This window comes from Polycladomyces zharkentensis, assembly GCF_016938855.1.
In the GTDB taxonomy this organism is placed as follows: domain Bacteria; phylum Bacillota; class Bacilli; order Thermoactinomycetales; family JIR-001; genus Polycladomyces; species Polycladomyces zharkentensis.
In genome coordinates, this window is record NZ_JAFHAP010000010.1 from 88,985 (window position 1) to 109,661 (window position 20,677).

The 20,677-nt window shown below is 53.0% G+C and carries 16 protein-coding genes, 2 pseudogenes and 1 other annotated feature; of the genes and pseudogenes, 3 read left to right on the forward strand and 15 right to left on the reverse strand.

The window, feature by feature from the left end:
- Positions 1-7: 7 nt before the first annotated feature.
- From ureC to JQC72_RS11785, 3 genes are all read right to left on the reverse strand, one after another.
- Positions 8-1,720 (reverse strand): urease subunit alpha, encoded by a 1,713-nt coding sequence (ureC, locus tag JQC72_RS11775; protein ID WP_205495859.1) that lies wholly within the window; start codon positions 1,718-1,720, stop codon positions 8-10.
- Positions 1,717-2,097, reverse strand: a complete 381-nt coding sequence (locus tag JQC72_RS11780) for an urease subunit beta (RefSeq protein ID WP_205495868.1) — start codon at positions 2,095-2,097, stop codon at positions 1,717-1,719. Before JQC72_RS11780 ends, ureC begins: the two co-directional genes overlap by 4 nt.
- Before the next feature lie 168 nt (positions 2,098-2,265).
- The gene (locus JQC72_RS11785) at positions 2,266-2,568 is read right to left on the reverse strand and encodes an urease subunit gamma (protein ID WP_205495870.1); all 303 of its coding nucleotides are present in this window, start codon (positions 2,566-2,568) and stop codon (positions 2,266-2,268) included.
- Positions 2,569-2,704: 136 nt separating this feature from the next.
- Between JQC72_RS11785 and JQC72_RS11790 the strand changes: the two genes are divergently transcribed.
- Together JQC72_RS11790 and JQC72_RS11795 are read left to right on the forward strand one after the other, a co-directional pair.
- Complete coding sequence (locus JQC72_RS11790; protein ID WP_302104804.1) at positions 2,705-4,240, forward strand: sodium:solute symporter family protein; 1,536 nt, start codon at positions 2,705-2,707, stop codon at positions 4,238-4,240.
- Entirely contained in the window at positions 4,237-4,467 is a 231-nt protein-coding gene (locus JQC72_RS11795) for a hypothetical protein (RefSeq protein ID WP_205495872.1), read from the forward strand. The genes JQC72_RS11790 and JQC72_RS11795 overlap by 4 nt, the downstream gene beginning before the upstream one ends.
- A 172-nt stretch (positions 4,468-4,639) precedes the next feature.
- Here the strand turns inward: JQC72_RS11795 and JQC72_RS11800 are convergent.
- From JQC72_RS11800 to JQC72_RS11850, 10 genes and pseudogenes are all read right to left on the reverse strand, one after another.
- Positions 4,640-5,112: pseudogene (locus JQC72_RS11800) on the reverse strand (immunity protein YezG family protein).
- Entirely contained in the window at positions 5,061-5,249 is a 189-nt protein-coding gene (locus tag JQC72_RS11810; protein ID WP_205496034.1) for a hypothetical protein, read from the reverse strand. The pseudogene JQC72_RS11800 and the gene JQC72_RS11810 overlap by 52 nt, the downstream one beginning before the upstream one ends.
- A 137-nt stretch (positions 5,250-5,386) precedes the next feature.
- Positions 5,387-6,049, reverse strand: a pseudogene (locus JQC72_RS11815) (aldo/keto reductase).
- A gap of 123 nt (positions 6,050-6,172) precedes the next feature.
- The gene (gene murC, locus JQC72_RS11820; protein ID WP_205495883.1) at positions 6,173-7,567 is read right to left on the reverse strand and encodes a UDP-N-acetylmuramate--L-alanine ligase; all 1,395 of its coding nucleotides are present in this window, start codon (positions 7,565-7,567) and stop codon (positions 6,173-6,175) included.
- Positions 7,568-7,582: 15 nt separating this feature from the next.
- Positions 7,583-8,911, reverse strand: coding sequence for a bifunctional folylpolyglutamate synthase/dihydrofolate synthase (locus tag JQC72_RS11825; protein WP_205495884.1), 1,329 nt, complete (start codon positions 8,909-8,911; stop codon positions 7,583-7,585).
- Positions 8,912-8,969: 58 nt separating this feature from the next.
- A complete protein-coding gene (locus tag JQC72_RS11830) occupies positions 8,970-11,624 on the reverse strand; it encodes a valine--tRNA ligase (protein ID WP_205495892.1) in 2,655 nt (884 codons plus the stop codon).
- A gap of 45 nt (positions 11,625-11,669) precedes the next feature.
- Positions 11,670-11,901 (reverse strand) — a binding site (T-box leader).
- A gap of 384 nt (positions 11,902-12,285) precedes the next feature.
- On the reverse strand, positions 12,286-12,447 hold the full coding sequence (locus JQC72_RS11835) for a hypothetical protein (protein WP_205495894.1): 162 nt from the start codon (positions 12,445-12,447) through the stop codon (positions 12,286-12,288).
- 607 nt (positions 12,448-13,054) lie between these two features.
- Positions 13,055-14,473 carry a pyridoxal phosphate-dependent decarboxylase family protein gene (locus JQC72_RS11840; RefSeq protein ID WP_205495896.1) on the reverse strand — a complete coding sequence of 473 codons (1,419 nt, stop codon included), beginning with the start codon at positions 14,471-14,473 and terminating at the stop codon, positions 13,055-13,057.
- A 789-nt stretch (positions 14,474-15,262) separates the two neighbouring features.
- Entirely contained in the window at positions 15,263-16,333 is a 1,071-nt protein-coding gene (locus JQC72_RS11845) for a YutH/CotS family kinase-like spore coat protein (RefSeq protein WP_205495898.1), read from the reverse strand.
- 79 nt (positions 16,334-16,412) lie between these two features.
- Positions 16,413-17,825: a LysM peptidoglycan-binding domain-containing protein gene (locus JQC72_RS11850; RefSeq protein ID WP_205495899.1), complete on the reverse strand. Its 1,413-nt coding sequence runs from the start codon at positions 17,823-17,825 to the stop codon at positions 16,413-16,415.
- Positions 17,826-17,851: 26 nt separating this feature from the next.
- Between JQC72_RS11850 and JQC72_RS11855 the strand changes: the two genes are divergently transcribed.
- Positions 17,852-18,169: a hypothetical protein gene (locus tag JQC72_RS11855; protein WP_205495901.1), complete on the forward strand. Its 318-nt coding sequence runs from the start codon at positions 17,852-17,854 to the stop codon at positions 18,167-18,169.
- A gap of 339 nt (positions 18,170-18,508) precedes the next feature.
- Here the strand turns inward: JQC72_RS11855 and hemL are convergent, their stop codons facing one another.
- Positions 18,509-19,798 (reverse strand): glutamate-1-semialdehyde 2,1-aminomutase, encoded by a 1,290-nt coding sequence (hemL, locus tag JQC72_RS11860; RefSeq protein WP_205495903.1) that lies wholly within the window; start codon positions 19,796-19,798, stop codon positions 18,509-18,511.
- A gap of 336 nt (positions 19,799-20,134) precedes the next feature.
- On the reverse strand, positions 20,135-20,587 hold the full coding sequence (locus tag JQC72_RS11865; protein ID WP_205495905.1) for a M23 family metallopeptidase: 453 nt from the start codon (positions 20,585-20,587) through the stop codon (positions 20,135-20,137).
- Positions 20,588-20,677 lie beyond the last annotated feature (90 nt).

Consider the following 20,677-nt stretch of genomic DNA (forward strand, 5'->3'; position numbering starts at 1 on the left):
CTCCCCCCTAAAACAAAAAGTAACGCTGTGCCATCGGTACCACATCCACCGGATCGCAGGTGATGCACTCACCGTCCACCTTCACTTCATAGGTTTGCGGGTCTACGTCAATTTGCGGTGTCTCCGAATTGAACACCATGTCTTTCTTGGTCAATTGCCGAGTTCCGCGGACGGGTTTGATCCGTTTTTTCAGGCCCAACTTTTCATGAACGCCCCGTTCGATCGCCGCTTGCGACAAAAACGTGATCGAGGTGGCATGTTTCGCTTTCCCGAATGACGCAAACATCGGCCGGTACAATACCGGTTGCGGCGTCGGGATGGAGGCGTTGGGGTCCCCCATCAGACTGTGAACGATCATCCCGCCTTTGATCACCATTTCCGGCTTTACGCCGAAAAATGCCGGGTCCCAAATCACCAGATCCGCCATTTTCCCCACTTCCACCGAACCGACTTCGTCGGCGATGCCGTGGGTGATGGCCGGATTGATCGTATATTTGGCGATGTAACGTTTCACACGGTAATTGTCGCCTATTCCTGTGTCTTGGGGCAGCTTTCCTCTCTGTTTTTTCATCTTGTCCGCCGTTTGCCAGGTACGGGTGATCACCTCCCCGACACGTCCCATGGCTTGGGAATCGGAGCTAATCATGCTGAATACGCCCAGATCGTGCAGGATATCTTCGGCCGCAATCGTCTCCTTGCGGATGCGCGAATCGGCAAAGGCGATATCCTCCGGGACATCAGGGTCGAGATGATGGCACACCATCAACATGTCGAGATGCTCGTCCAGCGTATTTTTTGTAAACGGCCGGGTCGGATTGGTGGACGACGGCAAGATATGGGGATAACCGGCCACTTTGATGATATCGGGAGCATGTCCGCCTCCCGTCCCTTCGGTGTGGTAGGTGTGAATGACCCGGCCATCGATGGCCGCCAACGTATCCTCCACAAATCCTCCCTCATTCAACGTATCCGTGTGAATAGCCACCTGCACGTCGAACCGATCAGCCACCCTTAGACAATGATCGATGGCTGAGGCAGTCGTTCCCCAATCTTCATGGAGTTTGAGGCCGACCGCTCCGGCGAGGATCTGCTCCACCAACGGCTCCTCCGCCGATGCGTTGCCTTTCCCCAGAAATCCCAGATTCACCGGGAAAGCTTCTGCCGCCTCCAACATCCGATGAAGGTTCCACGCACCCGGAGTGCATGTGGTCGCATTGGTTCCCGTGGCAGGGCCGGTCCCTCCCCCAATCATCGTTGTCACGCCTGAGGCGAGCGCCGTTTCGATCTGCTGGGGACAGATATAATGGATATGGGTATCCACCCCACCCGCCGTCACAATCATCCCCTCGGCGGCAATAATCTCTGTCGTTGCCCCGATGATGATGTCCACTCCATCCATCAACAGGGGGTTTCCACTTTTGCCGATCCCCGCAATCCGCCCGTCACGAATCCCGATATCCGCTTTATAGATGCCGGTGTAATCGACAATCACCGCATTGGTGATGACGACATCCATCGCCCCGTCAGTACGGGTGATGAACGGATGCTGTCCCATCCCGTCGCGAATCACCTTGCCTCCGCCGAATTTGACTTCATCGCCATAGATGGTATGATCTTTTTCAATTTCGATAAACAAATCCGTATCAGCCAAACGGATGGCATCCCCGACAGTCGGGCCGAACATGTCCGCATACTGCTTTCTCGACATCCGCAAACTCATCGTTGGATTTTCCTTTCCATATTGGAGTGTGCCTGAATGTCTTGACCGGACAAGACCCGGCGCTTCAACTTGTCGAGCGGTCCGTTGGTTCGGTTGTTCAAACCGTACACTTCCCGTGTACCGGAAAACGGGACCAGCTCCACTTCTTTGGCGTCACCGGGTTCAAAACGGACCGCTGTCCCCGCCGGAATGTTGAGATGCATGCCGAACGTCAGCGCACGGTCAAATTCCAGTGCATGATTCACTTCGTAGAAATGAAAATGGGAACCGACCTGTACAGGACGGTCTCCTCTGTTGAGCACAGAAATTTTTACCGTTGGTTTCCCCTGATTGCAGATGATGTCATCCTTTTTCAGCAGCAGTTCACCTGGAATCAAAGCACGGTCACCACCTTTTGTATCCTCTGATCATTCCGCTTTATCAGAACATGTATGATCCGTCATGCATGTAACCACTGTTTCGAATCGATCTCAGTCTGGATCAGTCGCCCGCTTGAAATAAACGTTGCCCGTGTTGAAATGACCATGGAAATGACCATACACCACCTACCGAATCGGTTCATGTACGGTTACCAGTTTTGTTCCGTCGGGAAACGTGGCCTCCACCTGAATTTCCCGAATCATTTCGGGGACGCCCTCCATCACGTCTTCCCGCGTCAAAATTTTCGCCCCCACGCTCATCAACTCCGCCACTGATTTCCCATCCCGTGCACCTTCCATGATCTCGTATGTAATCAGTGCGACCGCCTCCGGATAATTCAATTTCAATCCACGTTCTTTTCGTCTTCTCGCCAAGTCGGCTGCAACCACGATCAACAATTTTTCCTGTTCACGTGATGTCAGCTTCATCCATCGGTCCTCCTTCACAAAATGACTCCTTCCCAAAAAAGGAGGAGATCATCATGCTTCTCTTTGCATTCTTGTAAACAAAACTGACATATGATAATGTAAATATACCAAATATACCACGAGGAGGGCAACTATATTGACACCAATTGTGGGGTATCTGGTTCTCATTGTGTTTGGCGTCGGATTTACTGTTATCACCGCTGTTCTGCACCGCATGGCTATGAAACGTCACGGAAATGAAATGACAGCGGAGCGTTTCAATACTGCCGGCAGAAGTGTGGGTGTCGGACTGGCCAGCGCCTCCATCGTGGCTGCTTGGACCTGGGCGGCCACCATTATGATGTCGTCTTCAACGGGCTACCAGTATGGAATCAGTGGGCCTTACTGGTATGCAGCAGGAGCCACTATCCAAATATTGTTATTCGCAATTATCGCAATACATTTAAAACAAAAAGCACCACAAGCGCATACGTTCTTGGAATTCATCGCCCAACGATTTGACAAAAAAAATCATCGGCTGATGCTGGGATTTGCATTGATGACGAACATCATCGTCACATCGATGATCATTCTTGGCGGAGCGATTACATTGAACCAACTGACGGGGATGAACCTGTACCTGGCCGCATTTCTGATCCCCCTGAGCTTTACGATCTATACGATGATCGGCGGATTGAAAGCCTCGTTCATCGCAGACTATCTGCACACCGTCATTTTATTTATCGTGCTGGCCGTATTGGGCGTAGCGATCTATACCAAGTTCGGCATCACCCCCATATACGAGGGATTGCGCCACCTTCCGGAATCGAAGCAGATGCTGACCATGGCTTCCATCCCCGGGCTGATGTTCGGTGTGATCAACATCGTCGGTAACTTCGGCACCGTTTTTGTCGACCAAGCTTACTGGCAAAGAGCGATTGCCAGCACTGATCGGGCCGCTTCCAAGGCTTTCATTTACGGAGGTCTCGCCTGGTTCTCCATTCCATTCGCCGTCGCCACCATTCTGGGGGTGAGCGCGGCCGGACTGGGGATCGCCGTACCGACACCGGATTCCGTGGCTCCCATCATGGCTTCCCATGCATTGGGCACGGTCGGTTCGGTCCTGTTCCTCATCATGCTGTTCATGGCCGTTACGTCGGCGGGATCGGCGGAACTCACCGCAGTAACCAATATTCTGGTGACAGATGTTTACCGCCATTCCATCAACCCCGACGCGGACAGTAAAACCCTGCTCCGGGTATCCCGTTGGATCACGCTTGGTTTCGGAATCGCGATGAGCATCTTTTCCATTTTGCTCTTTTATCTGGGCATCAGTCTGGGATTTGTGTATATGGCGATGGGCATATTCGTCAGTTCGGCGGTCATCCCGGTGGCACTCGGTTTGATGTGGAAACGGACGACCAATGAAGGGGCCTTTTACGGAACGTTGCTCGGTATGATCGGGGGGATTGTGATTTGGCTCTTTTCCGCATATCAACTCACCGGTCTTATCAATGTTGATTCCCTGGGCCAACTGTATCCCATGCTTTTCGGGAACCTTGCTGTTTTCATCGTCAGCGGCATCATCACCATCGGTCACAGCCTGACATCATCCACCGAATTTCAGTTTGAATCGTTGAAAGGCAAATTTAAGAGCTTTGACGAAGTTGCGGAACGGGAGGAAACGGCATGAAAGATCAACGGTTGGCGAAGGAAACCCGATTGTACACACGTTGGGCGACCGGATTGAGTTTGGTGTTGATCGTGATCTGGCCGGGTATCATGTTTGCGACCGGTTACGTCTACAGCTTGTCCTTTTTCAAAGCGTGGGTGGCGTTGGCGTTCGGATGGATGATCGCGGCCGCCGTCTTTATCACGATTCGCCCCCTGATTGAATTGTACAGGGAGTACAAAAGGTGAGCACACCGGCCACCCTGGCTCAGGCCAAGAAGCCTCACGGTCTGAGCAGGGAACCGGTTTCAAGCACCCTCTGTGTGAATTTCGGGTGCTTTCGCGATGCTGGTTCCCATCCACCATATCATTTGTGTCCTTCCCCCGAACGGACTGATCACCGTTCGGGGACATATTTTCATCAATCGCTTTCATCCACGGCATCCTTCAAATATTCTTCCAAAATCCGCTTCCCAAGGTTACTCTTCGGAACAAGCCCAAGATATTTATATCTCCAAATTACCATTCTGTCATAATGATCCGTTTTGGATAAATCCTCGTAACCATATTCGACCTGAAACTTCCCCGAATGATCAAAGACCATCATGAACGTGGTCCACGGCTCATGACCGCTTTGTTGAAACTCATTCCACAAGTTTTTAATCTGATCATAGAATTGATCCACCCGTTTTTCGAACTCTTCCTCGTCCACTTGGAACAACTCGGGAATATCAAAAATTTGCACGGGTTCTTCATTTGATAGTAAAAATAGTTACTTTGTACACCATCCATTCGTTCTCCATATACATATACCTTCGTCCATTCCTCCGGGATCATTTCCATCACCGTTTGGGCGATTGATTGATACATACTGTCCAGTTTTGCATGATCCATCCGATTAACCCCCGCAACATTTTCAAATGTTTCAGTGTCCATACACGTTCACCTGTCTGATACCCTACTTCCGTCTTGTTGTGAATCTCCTTGTATGCTTCGGTTCTTAACGAAACGGTCAGCGTGACTTGCCCCACACCTGAAGCACCAGAGGCACTCCTTGGTCGACATGGGCTTCTCGTTCGTCCGGCGTGGCAACCCATGGCTGAGTTTTCCCGCTCGCTCTTTATAAAAAGAGACCCCGCGCGAACCGAACGGGGTCCGTTTTGTCTTCTCACGCTTTCCCTGCTTGGGGATGATCGTCACTCACCCAATCGGCGGTTTTGGCGTTGGAAATCACATTCTCCACATCTTTGCAGCCCGGGATGACACAGGTCACTGCCGGATGTTTCAGACACCATGCAAGTGCCCACTGTGCTATCCCCATCTCTTCGGGCACTTCATTGTGCCGAACTTCCTCCACCATTTGGGTATTTTTGTCATTTCTTCTTGTAACCGGTTGCGGACATCATTTTGCCGAAATACCACACCCAGTCGATAGTTGTCGCTCAAAAGCCCGCTGACCGGCGGCACCCGTGAAAGTACACCAAGACCTTGCCATTACCAGGAAGGAAATACCCGTTCTTCCGGTTTTCTGCACGTCCTCCGGCGACAATGATGGGTCTGGTTCATATGACCATGGAACTGATGACCGAATTTGATCGCTATCATCCCATCCTGTCTTTCCCGTTGGATTGATTTCCCGATGAAAGATTCGGACAAATGATCGCCGTAGCATTCAGCCGTGTCGATCAGGTTGATCCCCTTTTCTTGCCGTGGCCAAAATCCGGTCGACTTCAACCTGGGTAAACGACTTGCCCCACTCACCGTCGAATTGCCGAGTCCCTACGCCAATAACCGACATGTTCAATCCAGTTTTTCTGTCTGCGGTATTCATCCCAATCACTCCTCGTCCGGTGCATTCAGTTTCCGGAATAACGATTATTTCAAACATTTTGTCAATAATTGAAAGCAAAACCCAGCCATTACTGGGTTTTGCTTTGTTCACTCACCTTCCCCGTCAACCGCGATCCTTGACGGTCCGTTTCTCCTCCAACGCCGGCACCAGTTCATGCGCCACCCGCCAAATGTCGCCTGCTCCCATCGTCATCACGACATCGCCGGGGCGCGTATGTTCGAGCAGGTACTGTTTTACTTCCTCTTTGGTATCAAAATACCGCACGTTGTGATTGCTGTTTTGTCGGATCAACTCCGCCAACCGCTCCGCGGTGACACCATCGATCGGCTTTTCCCCCGGCGGAGCGTAAATGCGATTGATGATCACTTCGTCTGCTTCACCGAAAGCGCGGCTGAATTCATTCATCAACAGATGCGTTCGGGAATAGCGCTGGGGCTGGAAGACCACCACGATCCGCCGGTTCAGCGCCTGGGTTGCCTGGATGGTCGCCCGTATTTCCGTCGGATGGTGTGCGTAATCATCCACAACCAAAATGTTGTCCACTTCCCCGATCACCTGGAAGCGCCGTTTGGCCCCGCTGAATTGTGCAATCGCCCGTGCGGCTTCTTCGAATGGCACGCCCGCATGCATGCATGCGATGATTGCGGCCATCGCGTTAGCCACATTGTGAAGACCGGGAACGTTCAGTTTCACTTCTCCGAGCGGGGTGTCCCCTTTTTTCATGGTAAACGTGATTTGACGCAGGTGCTGACGGATCCCTTCCGCCGTATAATCAGCATTTTGGTGTAATGCATACGTAACCACACGGACGTCCAAATCCTTCACCATCTCGCGCAGGTGCGGGTCATCCATGCACAACACGGCCAGCCCGCCCGGTTTCACTTGGCTCAAAAATTGGCGGTACGCCCGTTTCAGATTGTCAAATTGTCCTTCGTAATTTTCCAGATGATCCGGTTCGATGTTGGTGACCACAGCCACTTCCGGGTAATATTCCAGGAACGTACCGTCGCTCTCGTCCGCTTCGGCGACGACAAAATCGCTTTTGCCAGCCTTGGCGTTGCTGCCGAGTCCGACCACTTCCCCGCCGATGATGAACGAGGGATCGACGCCGCAAATCTCCAGTGTTTGTGCGATCATGGACGAGGTGGTCGTTTTCCCGTGCGCGCCGGCCACGGCAATCCCCTTTTTGTCATTGAGCAGACGGGCCAGCATTTGGGAACGGTGCAATACCGGAATCCCTTTTGCTTTTGCGGCTTGCAGCTCCACGTTGTCCATCGCGATACTGGAGGAGTAGACAACCACGTCCGGCTCCCCGACCTGCGCTGCATCATGACCGATATGGACGACGGCACCCCGTTTGACCAGATTTTCCGCCAATTTGTTCATGGCGACATCCGATCCGGTCACTTTGACCCCCTGATCCAACAATACACGGGCGATCGCGCTCATGCCGTATCCGCCGATCCCGATAAAATGAACGTGTTTGGTCTCGTTCATCCTGCCCACCAACCTTTATCCTTGATTTTCCCCTGATACCACATGCTTGCGAATGTCGGACACGAGAAACAGTGATCCCGTCACCATGATGAGATCATCCGCGGACGCCCGTTGTCGCAGGTGGTTCAGTCCTTGCTCCGGCGTGTCGGCCGTTTCCACTTCCGCGGAAGTAAGTGACCGTACCAACCCGGCGAGCCGTTCCGCTTTCATCGCTCGAGGGTGATCCGCCTGTGTGATGACGATATGTTCAGCCAGCTGCACCAACGGTCGCAGCACCCGTTCCACCTCTTTGTCTTCCATCACGGAGAGCAACAAGTGCAATCGCCGGTATGTCAGTTGCTTGGACAGAAACGCCGCCAACGCTTCCGCTCCTTCCGGATTGTGTGCGCCGTCCAGCCAGATTGGCGGATCATCCGCCACTTTTTCCAATCGTCCGGGCCATTGCACCTTGGAAAATCCGGCCAACACATCTTCGTCTTCCAATACCGTGGCGTAAAACTGACGCAACACTTCCAGGGTCATCATCGCCGTGGCTGCATTTTTCACCTGGTGCTCTCCCGCCAGCGGAATGGTGATCTCCTCCAATGTCCGATACATATTGCGGAATCGGATACGCTGATGTGACGGCGTTGATTCGATCATTTCCGCGGCATAATCCCGCCCGATCAGATACAGGGAGCTTCGACCCGTTTTCACCTTTTCTTCGATCACCCGCACGGCGGTCTCATCCTCACAACCGCACACCACGGGTACACCCGGCTTGATGATGCCGGCTTTCTCCTCTGCGATCTGAGATAATGAATCCCCTAATAAATGTATGTGATCATGCCCGACATTGGTAATGACCGACACCAACGGATATACCACGTTGGTCGCGTCCCACCTGCCTCCAAGCCCCGTCTCCCAAACAATAAACCACGGCAGGGCTTCTTTGGCGAAATAACAAATCGCCAGCAACGTCCAAAATTCAAACGGCGAAGGTTGTCCGACGCCGGATCGGATCATTTCCTCGACAACGGGTTTCAGCTCGTTGGCCCAGCGTACGAACGATTCCTCAGAGATGTTTTCTCCGTCAAAACGAATGCGTTCGCTCCAATGCATCAGATAGGGAGACGTAAACATCCCCACCGGATAACCGGCCTGTTCAAGCACCTTGGCGACCATCGCCGCCGTTGAGCCTTTGCCGTTGGTCCCGGCAATATGAATCCATTTCATCCGGCGCTCCGGATGCCCCAACCGATCCAGCGCCCATTCCATCCGGTCCAGTCCCGGTTGGATCGCTTGCACACACGTTTCATCCATCCAGCGAAACACGTCTTCAGCGGTGACAAACCGTTGATCCATCCTGACCGTTCCCTTCCGTCGACGACTCTGTTGTTGGGAGTGAAAGGGCAGGGGAAGCCTACCCTTTCAACTCGTTCAACCGTGCCAATACCTTTTCGCGTTTTTCGCGATACTCTTCCCCTTTACGCCGCTCTTCTTCCACAACGTGCTTCGGTGCCTTGGTCACAAATCCCTGGTTGGACAATTTTTTCTCCACCCGCGCCACTTCGGCATCCAGCTTTTTCAACTCCGCTTCCAGCCGGGCGATCGTTTGGTCGATATCGATCAAGCCCGCCAGCGGCACGAACACCTCCGCACCGGTGACCACCGCGGTCATCGCTTTGTCCGGGCGGGTGACGTCTTCTCCGACCGTGACCCGTTCCGCCCCGCACAGCCGGCGAATGGCCGCTTCGTTTTGCCGGATGGCCGACAACACCTCGGCATCGGCGCGGATCAGGAGTTCCACTTGCTGTTTGACCGGCACTTCCATCTCCGCCCGGATATTGCGCACCGAGCGGATGATCTCGATCAGCACCTGCATGTCCCGCACCGCTTCCGGTGCTTCCCACTCCGCAGACGGTTTCGGCCACTCGGCCACCGTGATGCTCCGACCGGCCGTCGGCAGGTGCTGCCAGATTTCCTCCGTCACAAACGGCATAAACGGATGCAGCAGGCGCAGCGATTGATCCAGCACATACGCCAAAACGGAGCGTGTCACCCGTTTGGCTTCTTCGTCTTCACCGTACAGCGGGAGTTTGGCGAACTCGATGTACCAGTCGCACAACTCGTCCCAGATAAAATTGTAAAGGACTCGCCCCACTTCGCCAAATTCATAGCGTTCCAACAGGCGGGTCGCTTCTTCAATCGTTTCGTTCAGCCGGTGCAAAATCCAGCGATCCGCCGTGGAGAACGGGCCGGTCAGCTTCAATTCCTCCGCCGAAACACCGTCCAGATGCATCAGGGCAAAACGGGACGCATTCCAGATCTTGTTGGCAAAGTTCCGAGCCGATTCCACGCGCTCCCAACGGAAGCGTTGGTCATTGCCGGGCGTACAGCCGGTGGCCAGCATAAACCGCATCGCATCGGCACCGTACTTGTCGATCACTTCCATCGGATCGACGCCGTTGCCGAGTGACTTGGACATTTTGCGTCCTTCGGCATCCCGCACCAGACCGGTGATCAGCACGTCGCGGAACGGTTTTTGTCCCGTAAATTCCAACGCGGTAAAGATCATGCGGGCCACCCAGAAGTAGATGATGTCATACCCGGTGACCAATACGTCCGTCGGGAAATAGCGCTTCAAGTCTTTGGTCTCGTCCGGCCACCCCAACGTGGAGAACGGCCACAGCCCTGAGCTGAACCAGGTATCCAGCACATCCGGGTCCTGCTCCAGATTCCGGCTGCCGCATTTTGGACAGGTTTTTGGCTCTTCGCGCGCCACGGTCATTTCGCCGCAGTCGCCGCAATACCAGGCCGGGATGCGGTGACCCCACCACAATTGTCGCGAAATGCACCAATCGCGCACGTTTTCGATCCAGTGCAGATAAATCTTTTCAAACCGCTCCGGCACAAACCGGACCCCTTGACCCGACCGGGTTTGTTCGATGGCCCGTTCGGCAAGCGGCTTCATCCGCACAAACCATTGCGTGGACAGATACGGCTCCACCACCGCGCCGGATCGTTCGCTGTGCCCGACGGAATGCACGTGTTCTTCGATATGGACAAGTACGCCCTGTTCCTGCAGATCCTGAACGATGCGCTTCCGGCACTCGAACCGGTCCAACCCTTGGTACGGTCCCGCGTTCTCGTTCATCTTGCCTGTCTCGTCCATCACCAACACCTGCGGCAGGTTGTGACGCTGCCCGATCTCGAAATCGTTGGGATCGTGTGCCGGCGTGATTTTCACGGCACCGGAGCCGAACGACGGATCGACATATTCGTCGGCGATGATCGGGATTTCCCGGCCGATGATGGGCAGGATCACCGTTTTTCCGATCAGGTGCCGGTACCGTTCATCTTCCGGGTGAACCGCCACGGCCGTGTCGCCCAACATCGTCTCCGGACGCGTCGTGGCCACTTGGATGTATCCCGTGCCGTCTTTGAGCGGGTACCGCATGTGATACAGCGCGCCCTTCACTTCTTTATGGATCACTTCGATGTCCGAAAGCGCGGTGCGCGCGACCGGGTCCCAGTTGATGATGTATTTGCCGCGATAGATCAACCCTTTTTCATACAAACGCACAAACACTTCCCGCACCGCACGGGACAACCCTTCATCCAGGGTGAAACGTTCGCGCGAGTAGTCCAGCGACAGCCCCATCTTCCGCCATTGATCGCGGATGATCTGCGCATAGTGATGCTTCCATTCCCACACTTTCTCCAGGAATTTCTCCCGCCCCAGATCATGCCGGCTGATACCTTCTTCCCGAAGCGTCGCTTCCACCCGTGCCTGGGTAGCAATTCCCGCATGGTCCATGCCGGGCAACCACAGCGCGTCATAGCCCTGCATGCGTTTGAAGCGGATCAGCACGTCCTGCAGCGTATTGTTGAGCGCATGCCCGATGTGCAGATTGCCCGTGACATTGGGCGGGGGGATCACGATGGTAAACGGCTGTTTGTCCGAATCGGCGTCAGCGCGGAAAAAACCGCCCTCCAACCAGTAATCATACCATTTTTCCTCCGCCGCCTTGGGATCATAGGTCGGCGGCAATGATGCTTTCGGTTGTTCGGCCATGCCTCTAACCTCCTCACTTCCCAAAACAAAATAACTCCTTCCATCACAAAGGACGGAAGGAGTTGTTTCCGCGGTACCACCTTTGTTCGCCCGTTCGAAGAACGGACGCCCTCAACTCCCGTATCGTGGGAAAACGGTTCGGCCTACTGCCGGTCGGGTTCAGCCGAACAGCTCCAGGGGGACGTTCACCGGCTCCGCCTTGGGAAACCTTCCAGCCTCAGGGTTTCCCTCTCTTGAAGGCGAACGACCGACTACTCTTCCCTGTCATCGCCGCTGGGTTTCATGATAGTTGTGAGTCGTTCTCTCCAGTGTAACACTGTCTCGTCATCTTATTCTACAATGCACGGGACGGACACGTCAAATCCCGCAAGTGACTTGCCCCACACGGCTGAGGCACCGGAGGCACTCCTTTGGTCACCGTGAGCTTCTCGTTCCCTCTGGCGTGGCAACCCACACCCATCGACGCATGCTTCGTCCAAGCCCGGGGGATTTTCCTCACACATTTTCGTTCTCATATTCATTTTCGGTTTTTTCCCAATATTCAGCCTGATTGTACCAAATTTTTGTCGGACTTGCGAGAGGGCTGAATCCCTCCCGCGTCCGACGCTTGCTTCTGCTTTCCCACTCACTTTTTATAAATAAGACAAGTCCAAATGCGATCTTACCGAACCATACCAAACGCCCGCTCGACACTTTCCATCATCAGACCGGGATTGGCGAGAAACGCCAGCAACAATACCGTGCACAACAGCATCACACTGAGAAAGATAATAAACAACACCCCGCGATAGGCACTCTTGACCATCGACTTGACCACGCTCAATCCGAAAACCCCCTTTGGTCCCTGACGACGATTTTCTCTCTTATATTTTGTTCTTTTCCGCTCGTATTGTCCAGCCATGAAAACAAAAACGGGCGAAAAAAGAAGTGCCCGCACACAGGGACACTTTTTGCATACGATTTGACTGAAGGAAACTTTTTTCACACAGAGAAACATATGTGTCCCCATGCCAATCTTTTATGAAAGCAGGGAATTCCATGTTTCGCACGTGTCTTTGGATACTGGCATTGGCGTTGCCCATCAAAGCATGCGAGATGTGTTTGCAAAAATGGCTGAAACAAAGACATCGGCGATGAGATGAAGAAACAAAAAAACACACCATCATCATGATGGTGAGCGCTCTGCTTGTCTTGAATCGCTTTCGGCACCATTTCCACCTGACTCTGGGGAGTATTGGGTATAATGTTTGCTTTGTCTTCCCAAACAAGAGCACACAACCAGGGCTCGAACCTTCAAGCGCAGGACGCGGGCAATGTACACTCGCTTAAAAGAAATTACCCGCGCATGACTTGCTGCGCGTTTCGAATCGATCCTCCGGGAGAACGCAGCCGCCCGAACAAATGAGAAAACAGTCCCCCGAATCCAAGGATTATATCCCATAAATCTCTCTTCCGATTCCTTCCATTTTTTGTATGGTGTTCTGAATATCCTCCTTGGTTGTGCGTGGATTGATCGTACACAAACGCAAAACGGTTCGACCTTTTAATTCCGTTGTACTGACCATGGCATAACCTTCGCGGATCATCCGATTGACAATCTGCTGCTGCACCTTGTCAATCATCTCTTCATGCATAGAATCAGGAGCAAAACGGAAAGTAACGACTCCCAACTGTGCCGGCGATACCACATCCCAATAAAGGGACCGACGCAAGGTTTTCTCCGCCGTTTCGGCCATCTCTAAACCGTGACTGACCGCCCTGCGAAAGGATTCGATACCAAACATCTTAAATGACATCCACAACCTTAACGCACGGAAACTGCGGGTAAGCTCGATACCGTAATCGCAGAAATTGACTTCCGTTTCCTTTCCTTCAACATCTCGCAAATACTCGGGGAGAATGTGAAAGGTCATCTTTAAATGTTGACTGTCCCGAACGAGTATACATCCCGTATCGTAAGGTTGAAACAACCACTTGTGAGGATCGATCGTCAATGAGTCTACTGATTCAATTCCTTTCAGCAGTTTTCGCCCTTGATCGCTCAGGATTGCCGGGGCACCATAAGCACCGTCAGCATGAAGCCATAACCCTTCCCGGTTACAAATCTTCACCAAGGTTTCCAAAGGATCCACAGCCCCTGTGTTGGTTGTGCCTGCATTCGCGATGACGCAAAACGGTTGTTTTCCCTGTGATCGATCTTTTTGAATCTGCACCTCCAGCTCGGGGGCTGATAGACGAAAAGCCTCATCTGAAGGTATTCTTCGAATCTGTTCCTGTCGAAACCCCAGGATTTTCAAGGCCCGTTCCACAGAGGAGTGAGTTTGATCGGAGAAATAAACGGTAGCGCGTTCCGAAGGACCGCCCAGCTTCACCTGCCGAGCCACTGCTAATGCCGTCAAATTCGCCATGGAACCACCACTGACAAACAATCCCCCTGCCGTTTTCGGAAGACCGAACAGTCGGGCAATCCAATCTACAGTAACCCGCTCGACCTGGGCCGGACCTGAAGCCTCCAACCAAGTTCCTGCAAACACATTCAATCCGCTGGCTAAAAAGGTTGCCAGCGTTCCAATATAATTGCTCGGGCCTGGAACAAACGCAAAAAAACGGGGGTGATCCAGATGCATGATCTGAGAAAAAACGACTTCATCCAGCTGTTGCATGATTTTTTCAAAAGAAATGCCTTGCTCGGGAAGTGATTCGCCCAACGCTTTTTCCAATTGGGCAGGACTGCTGTTTCTTGTCACCGGTTTGTCCGGCAACTGACAAAGATGATCCACAATCCGATCGACCACTTGATACCCCATCTTCCGCATCTCTTCCGGGGTAAAGTGCAACTTTTCGTTCATGGATTCTTTCCCCCATTTGATACCGATCTCCACCGGATACTGCATGATCTGCCTTTAACCGGAACACATCGACTCCTTGACGACCGGCTTCTTACTCGCCATCATTTTCAGTAGCCTTTCAATATGTATTCACTCTTTTTCAATTGTGCAGAAATAGATCGGAAACCGCCGCTTTAAACTCATATTATCACGGAAAGCCACGTGCTTGGTCGCATAATATGATGATTGGAGCAACGGACAACGATTACTTCGCTTCCTCCTTGCAATGCCCTGATCCTGAAACTGGAGCGGAACCATCACAGCGCAACGGGGGGTGCCGCCGTCACAATTGCCATCAAATCGATGCGATCCCCTGGTTGACATCTTGCTCGGAGTGGGTTGCACAGAGCTATCCAGCATCGTTTTGAGGTTAAAATGGATATACGGGTACAATTGTACCCGTATAGAGTGTCGACAAAGGTGATTTGCCCCACACGACTGAAGCACCGGAGGCCTTCTCGCTTCATCCGGCGTGGCAAGCCGCATCCACCCATAATCGCTTCGTCCGTCCAAGCCTGGGTGATTTTCGTAACGAGTTTTCTCTCGCATCGTAGCTTTCAGTGTTTTCGCACTTCTCGACTCCATTGTACCAAAATTCTGTCGGACTTGCGAGAGGGACAAAACCCTCCCGCGTCCGACGCTCGCTTTCATTCCAACCCTGAAGGACCGGGTTTTCCCGCTCGATCTTGATAACAGAAAGATAACAGATCAGCAGTGTCAACCTCTCATCCTGATCATTGTGTGTCAACATCATTGTGTGTCAACTTTTTTGGCTCGGGTTAAGACGACCCCGGTCTTTCGCGTTTTTCTCCCGCTCCCCTTTTTACTCGGCCAAAGCGAACGGATCAACGACTGCAACCATCTGAGATGGGCGATCTCCTCTTCCCAGCGCCGAATCGCGATCGTTTCCTCGATCCGGTCCGGCATCTCATAATAGCGGGCAAGCAATCGAAGCGGCCGCTCGGGATACGCCAAATAGAGAGCCAACAGCTTTTTTTCCTTTCCGCTCAGCTTCCATCTCTCTTCATAACGGGTCAGGTAGAATTGCGGCTCTTTCTCGTGATCCAATCGCTGGGAAAATCGGCGGAAAAACGCACCCAGATCGCGAACCGGACTGTCAACAGCTGCATGATCCCAGTCGATCCACACCCACCCGTCGTCTTTTTTCAACAGGTTGCTGGGATGAATCCGACCGTGACACAAAGTATATCTCGGCGCGATCCCTTTATCCGACTGCATGAATTTTTCCATCCCCTTCACTGCAAAACGCAGTGCCTTGTCCACATATTCCGCATCAGCCGCAAAAGCATGATCAAACGGGGAACGAAATGTTCGGCTCTCCATCACTTCCCGGTATTCGCACAATTTTTCCAACTTGTCCTTCCAAACTTGCAGGCGTTCGGCATCGATGACCTGTTTCTGCTCCGATTGTTTCCCGACAACCGGGAACGCCGAACGGTGAATGTGTGCCAACATGGTCGGCAATTCTTCAATGGGAACCGTTTCCCGCAAGCCGGCGTCGCTTTCCACCCACGGAGTGGCGTACCAAACCGCATCTGTTGTCTGGACGAAAGGTTCCCCATCAGATGTGTTCACCCATGGCAGAAATATCTCCTGGCCTTTGGCGTGAACCGTTTCCATCACCTTGTGCAACCAAGCGAGCCGATCGGCGGAACAAGACGATTTTTTCAATGCAAATATGCCATCCTCCGTCTGGACGCGCAATACACCTTCGACGGGTCGTACTTGCAGGGGAACCCATCCGTACCGTTCAAACACTTGTTCCAATACCGCTCGCTCTTCAGGCAAATGAATGCGCACACTCCTCCCCCCTTTTCAAATAAAATCAGCCACTGCCGCCAAAAGTACGGCAGTAGCTCAAATGGTCCCTTTTGATCGTTCACGACTCGTTCAACCGAATTTTTTGCGGGATGTGGATGATTTGACCCTCTTTCAATCCTTCCTCTTCCAATTGATTCACACGGATCAACTGACTGGCCAACACATCGTACTTTTCAGCGATGGAGTCGATGGAGTCTTCTTTTTGCGCGATCACCATTTTGAGTTTGACGAATTTCTCTTCCCCTTCACCGATCAACCATTTGGCCCACTCCAACTGCGTGGCTGGTTTCTCCTGATTTTGTTCCACCTGGTCGCTTGTTTCCTCTTCATGCGTTTCCACTTCATCAGCGTATTCCGTCGGTTTCTCTTCCCCATGGTCTTTGAACAACTGCACATTTTTCGGCCATGCCGGCTCTTCCTGATTCGTTTCCCATTGATTGCTCGGAGCAAAATCGGGAGGGGGATCCGCTGGCCACGTTGGTGGATGCTCCGGTTTTCCCAACAGGCGATCTTGAAACCGAAAGGATGACGGTTGCTGCTCTTTTTGGCGTTGGAACCCGACTTTCATTTCCCGCTGGCGAAAGGCCGGTTCCTCGTCTTCCGATTCGTTCTCCTCCTGATTCTCCGTGACACCCTCCTGATTCTCCGCGACACCCTCCTGATTCTCCGCGACATCTTCAGACTCGTAGGGTTGCAATTTGGCCACGGGATCGTCCGCGTTCCATTCCGGTTCGCGTTTTTCCCCATCGGACGCGTGAGGCGACTCCGCCTCTTCTTCCGGTTCGCCGGAGGATCGGATCGATACATCCTCCGCATGTGAACGGGTTCCCCAACCGTATTGGCTGTCAGGATCGCGATAAGCCGGTCGTGCATCATGGGGATGAGCCATATGTTCAAACTGATACGTCGGTGGCTGTGACGAGGCTGTTTCGTACGATTCCATCTGTTCTTCCGGAGAGGAAGGGGTAAAGCCGGAGAATGTGGGACTGTCTTCGGATGTTTCTCTCTCCGATTGCTCTTCCCGCGGCGGTTCGGGAATAAATCCGTCAATCGCCAGTACCGCTTCGATTTGCAGTTCAAATGGCGACAACACACGGTAATCGAACGATTCCACCTCGGCGGAGATATGGTCCAGTGCGGCGCGGTTGGCGGGCAATGTGATCTCGACAGGGATGACGTACGCCAGTTTCTCCGTCTCCTCCCCCTCTCCCTCCGCTTGTTCCTGTTCGGTTCCCCCGGACAATTCCGTTTGCTCCGCCGCTTGTTCCCCGGACACCATCCAGTCGTCTCCCCTGTACCGACCATTCAAACGAAGGTATCCGCGGATTTTCAAGTGCGATCCATGGTTTTCGATCTCCACATCGGGCGTCAAATCCAGTTCCAACAAATCACCGATCCCGGGCTGTTGGGGATGGAGCCGAACTTTCTCCAAGATATCAAACCTCAGTTGACTGTATTGATCGTCCGCCATGCTCTCCCTCCTTACACAGACAGATCTTGCCCGAAACCGCCGCGACCAACGGCGCATGTGATCTTTTCCGGGCGAAACCACAGATTTTCGACGGTACTATCTATATGCGCCCAGGCAGTGGATATAACCGGGTCGAAGACAAGAGCGGCGAGATCAAAGAAAAGGCGGATGAAACGAAAAAGAAAAAAGCCAAGCGTGACAAATCACGCTTGGCGAAGACTGACGCAGCGTTCCACAAACAGATCACTCCCGATCATGAAACTGTGCGCCATGTACCCACTCTGCTGTTTCAGCACAGCACAAAGAATGGTCATGAGAAAAGGGCGAAACTTCTCTTCAGATGATGTCCGGAATACAGCAAGTGCATTCATCGCGAAATGGCGAACCGAAGCGGCATCCGCTTCAAGTGCAAACAGTGCGGATACACCGTCAGCACTGATCTGAAAACAGGGCGATCCACATCGCCAAAGCCATTCCAGGGTTGGTAACCCGGCACACCGGTAATACCACGGGCACTTCCGTTGGTCGCAGGTGTCCGCCCATCCGGGTACGTGCGAACCGGGCGGGACGGGCTGATGACACAGCCCTTAGCTTGAGGGTTGCCCGAAACAGAAACGGACTGAGGACGTTCACCACTCAAGAATCCCACGGCGACCATAGGGAGTGCCTGTGGTACTTTGGCCTCAAAGTTGTTTCAACGCATTCCGGTTGGCTTCGATCGTCCGTTCAATATCTTCGTCACTGTGCGCACAGGAGACGAACATTCCCTCAAACTGAGACGGCGGCAACAGAATCCCCTGTTCCAGCATGAGTCGGAAATAACGGGCAAACCGCTTGGTGTCGGATTGTTTGGCCTGGGTGTAGCTGACTACTTTTTCTCCTGTGAAGAACAAACACACCATGGAACCTACCCGGTTAATATGGTAGGGAATTCCCGCTTCTTCCGCGTTTTGCCGGAATCCTTCCTCCAAACGGGCCGCTTTGGCTTCCAATTGCTCATAAATACCGGGTTTGCCCAACTCCTTCAATGTGGCGTATCCGGCAGCCATGGCCAACGGATTGCCGGAGAGTGTTCCCGCTTGATACACGGGACCGGTCGGAGCCACCATCTCCATAATTTCACGTCGACCGCCGTATGCCCCGACAGGCAAGCCGCCACCGATCACTTTCCCCAGGGTGGTCAGATCCGGCATCACTCCGTACTTGCCCTGCGCACAGTGATAATCGACCCGAAAACCGGTCATGACTTCATCGAAAATCAACAGGGCACCGTAATGCGAGGTCAACCGGCGCAATCCCTCCAGAAAGCCCGGCTCGGGCGGAACGACACCCATGTTGCCCGCCACCGGTTCCACGATCACCGCGGCGATATCGTGGCCGAACTTCTGGAAGGCGACGCGGGCGCTGTCCAAATCGTTATAGGGGACGGTCAATGTGTGCTGCGCCGTATTCTCCGGTACACCGGGACTGTCCGGCAACCCTAATGTCGCCACACCGGAACCGGCTTTGATCAACAAGCTGTCAGAATGACCGTGATAGCTTCCCTCAAATTTCAAAATCTTGTTTCTGCGTGTGTATGCACGCGCCAACCGCAATGCGCTCATTGTCGCCTCAGTACCGGAATTGACCATCCGGACCACTTCCACGGACGGCACGATCTCCGCCACCAATTGGGCCAGTTTTACCTCGATCTCCGTCAGCGCACCGAAGCTGGTCCCTTTTTCCGCTGCGGCTTTGACCGCCTCCACCACGGACGGGTGGGCATGACCCAGGATGAGCGGTCCCCACGAACAGATATAATCGATGTATTCGTTCCCATCCACATCCCATACCCGGCTGCCTTCGCCGCGCTCCAGCACCACCGGGTTCATCTCTACGGATTTGAACGCGCGAACCGGGCTGTTCACCCCGCCAGGAATCACTTTCACCGCTTGTTCATAATAGGCAATCGACCGCTGAAATCCCTTATGCAAGCCACATCACCTCTCAAACGGTATTGTACCGCAAATCCTGGCATAACACACGAGGGGAGGAAAGAGGTTTTTGTCCGTTTGGTGGATGATTACCGATTCATCGCGGAGCCGAGCCGCAAGATATTCACTTGCGTTCCCTATATAAGCTGAAAATCACTTCTAATTGGATCAGGAGAGATCACTTTTGAAAAAAGAATGGCTCTGAGTTCCGCTCCGCTGTTGGTGCTGGAGCGAAAAGTCAGAGCCGAAACCAAACGATGAGCGCCTTTCACGCCCATGCGGTTCAGTAAAACGGATGCCACTCCCCACTTGCAAGAGACCGTTAAATGAACCGCATCACTTCATGACACTCATTGGATTGATCTTTTTCCCGTCTTTGATCACTTCCAAATGAAGAATCGGGTATTTTGCCCGCACTCTGCCAGTCTTGCCCATATTGCCGACTTTTTTCCCCTTTTTCACTTTTTGACCCTGTAATACACTGATTCCGCTGAGATGGGAATAGACACTCACGTAACCGTCTCCATGATCCACCATCACGTGCCATCCGTAGGCGCACTTCGCATCTCGTTTTACCCTGATCACTTTCCCGTCCCCGATGCTGCCAACGAAACCTTTGTCACGCTTGTATCGCTGATAGTCGATCGCCCGGTGCTGTTTCCCGTATTTCTGCGTGATATACGTACCGGATAAAGGCTGTGAGAAAGATTTCGCTGCCCAGACGTGCGAAGTACCCGCACCGACCAACAAAGCCGCGGTCACCATCAGGGATGTGATCCAATGTTTCACAACATCACCTCATCATAATAGTGGATTTTTCCACTAAACCCCTATAAAGGGATTTAAGTGATGACGAGGGGTTATTTCCCTTATGCCGCC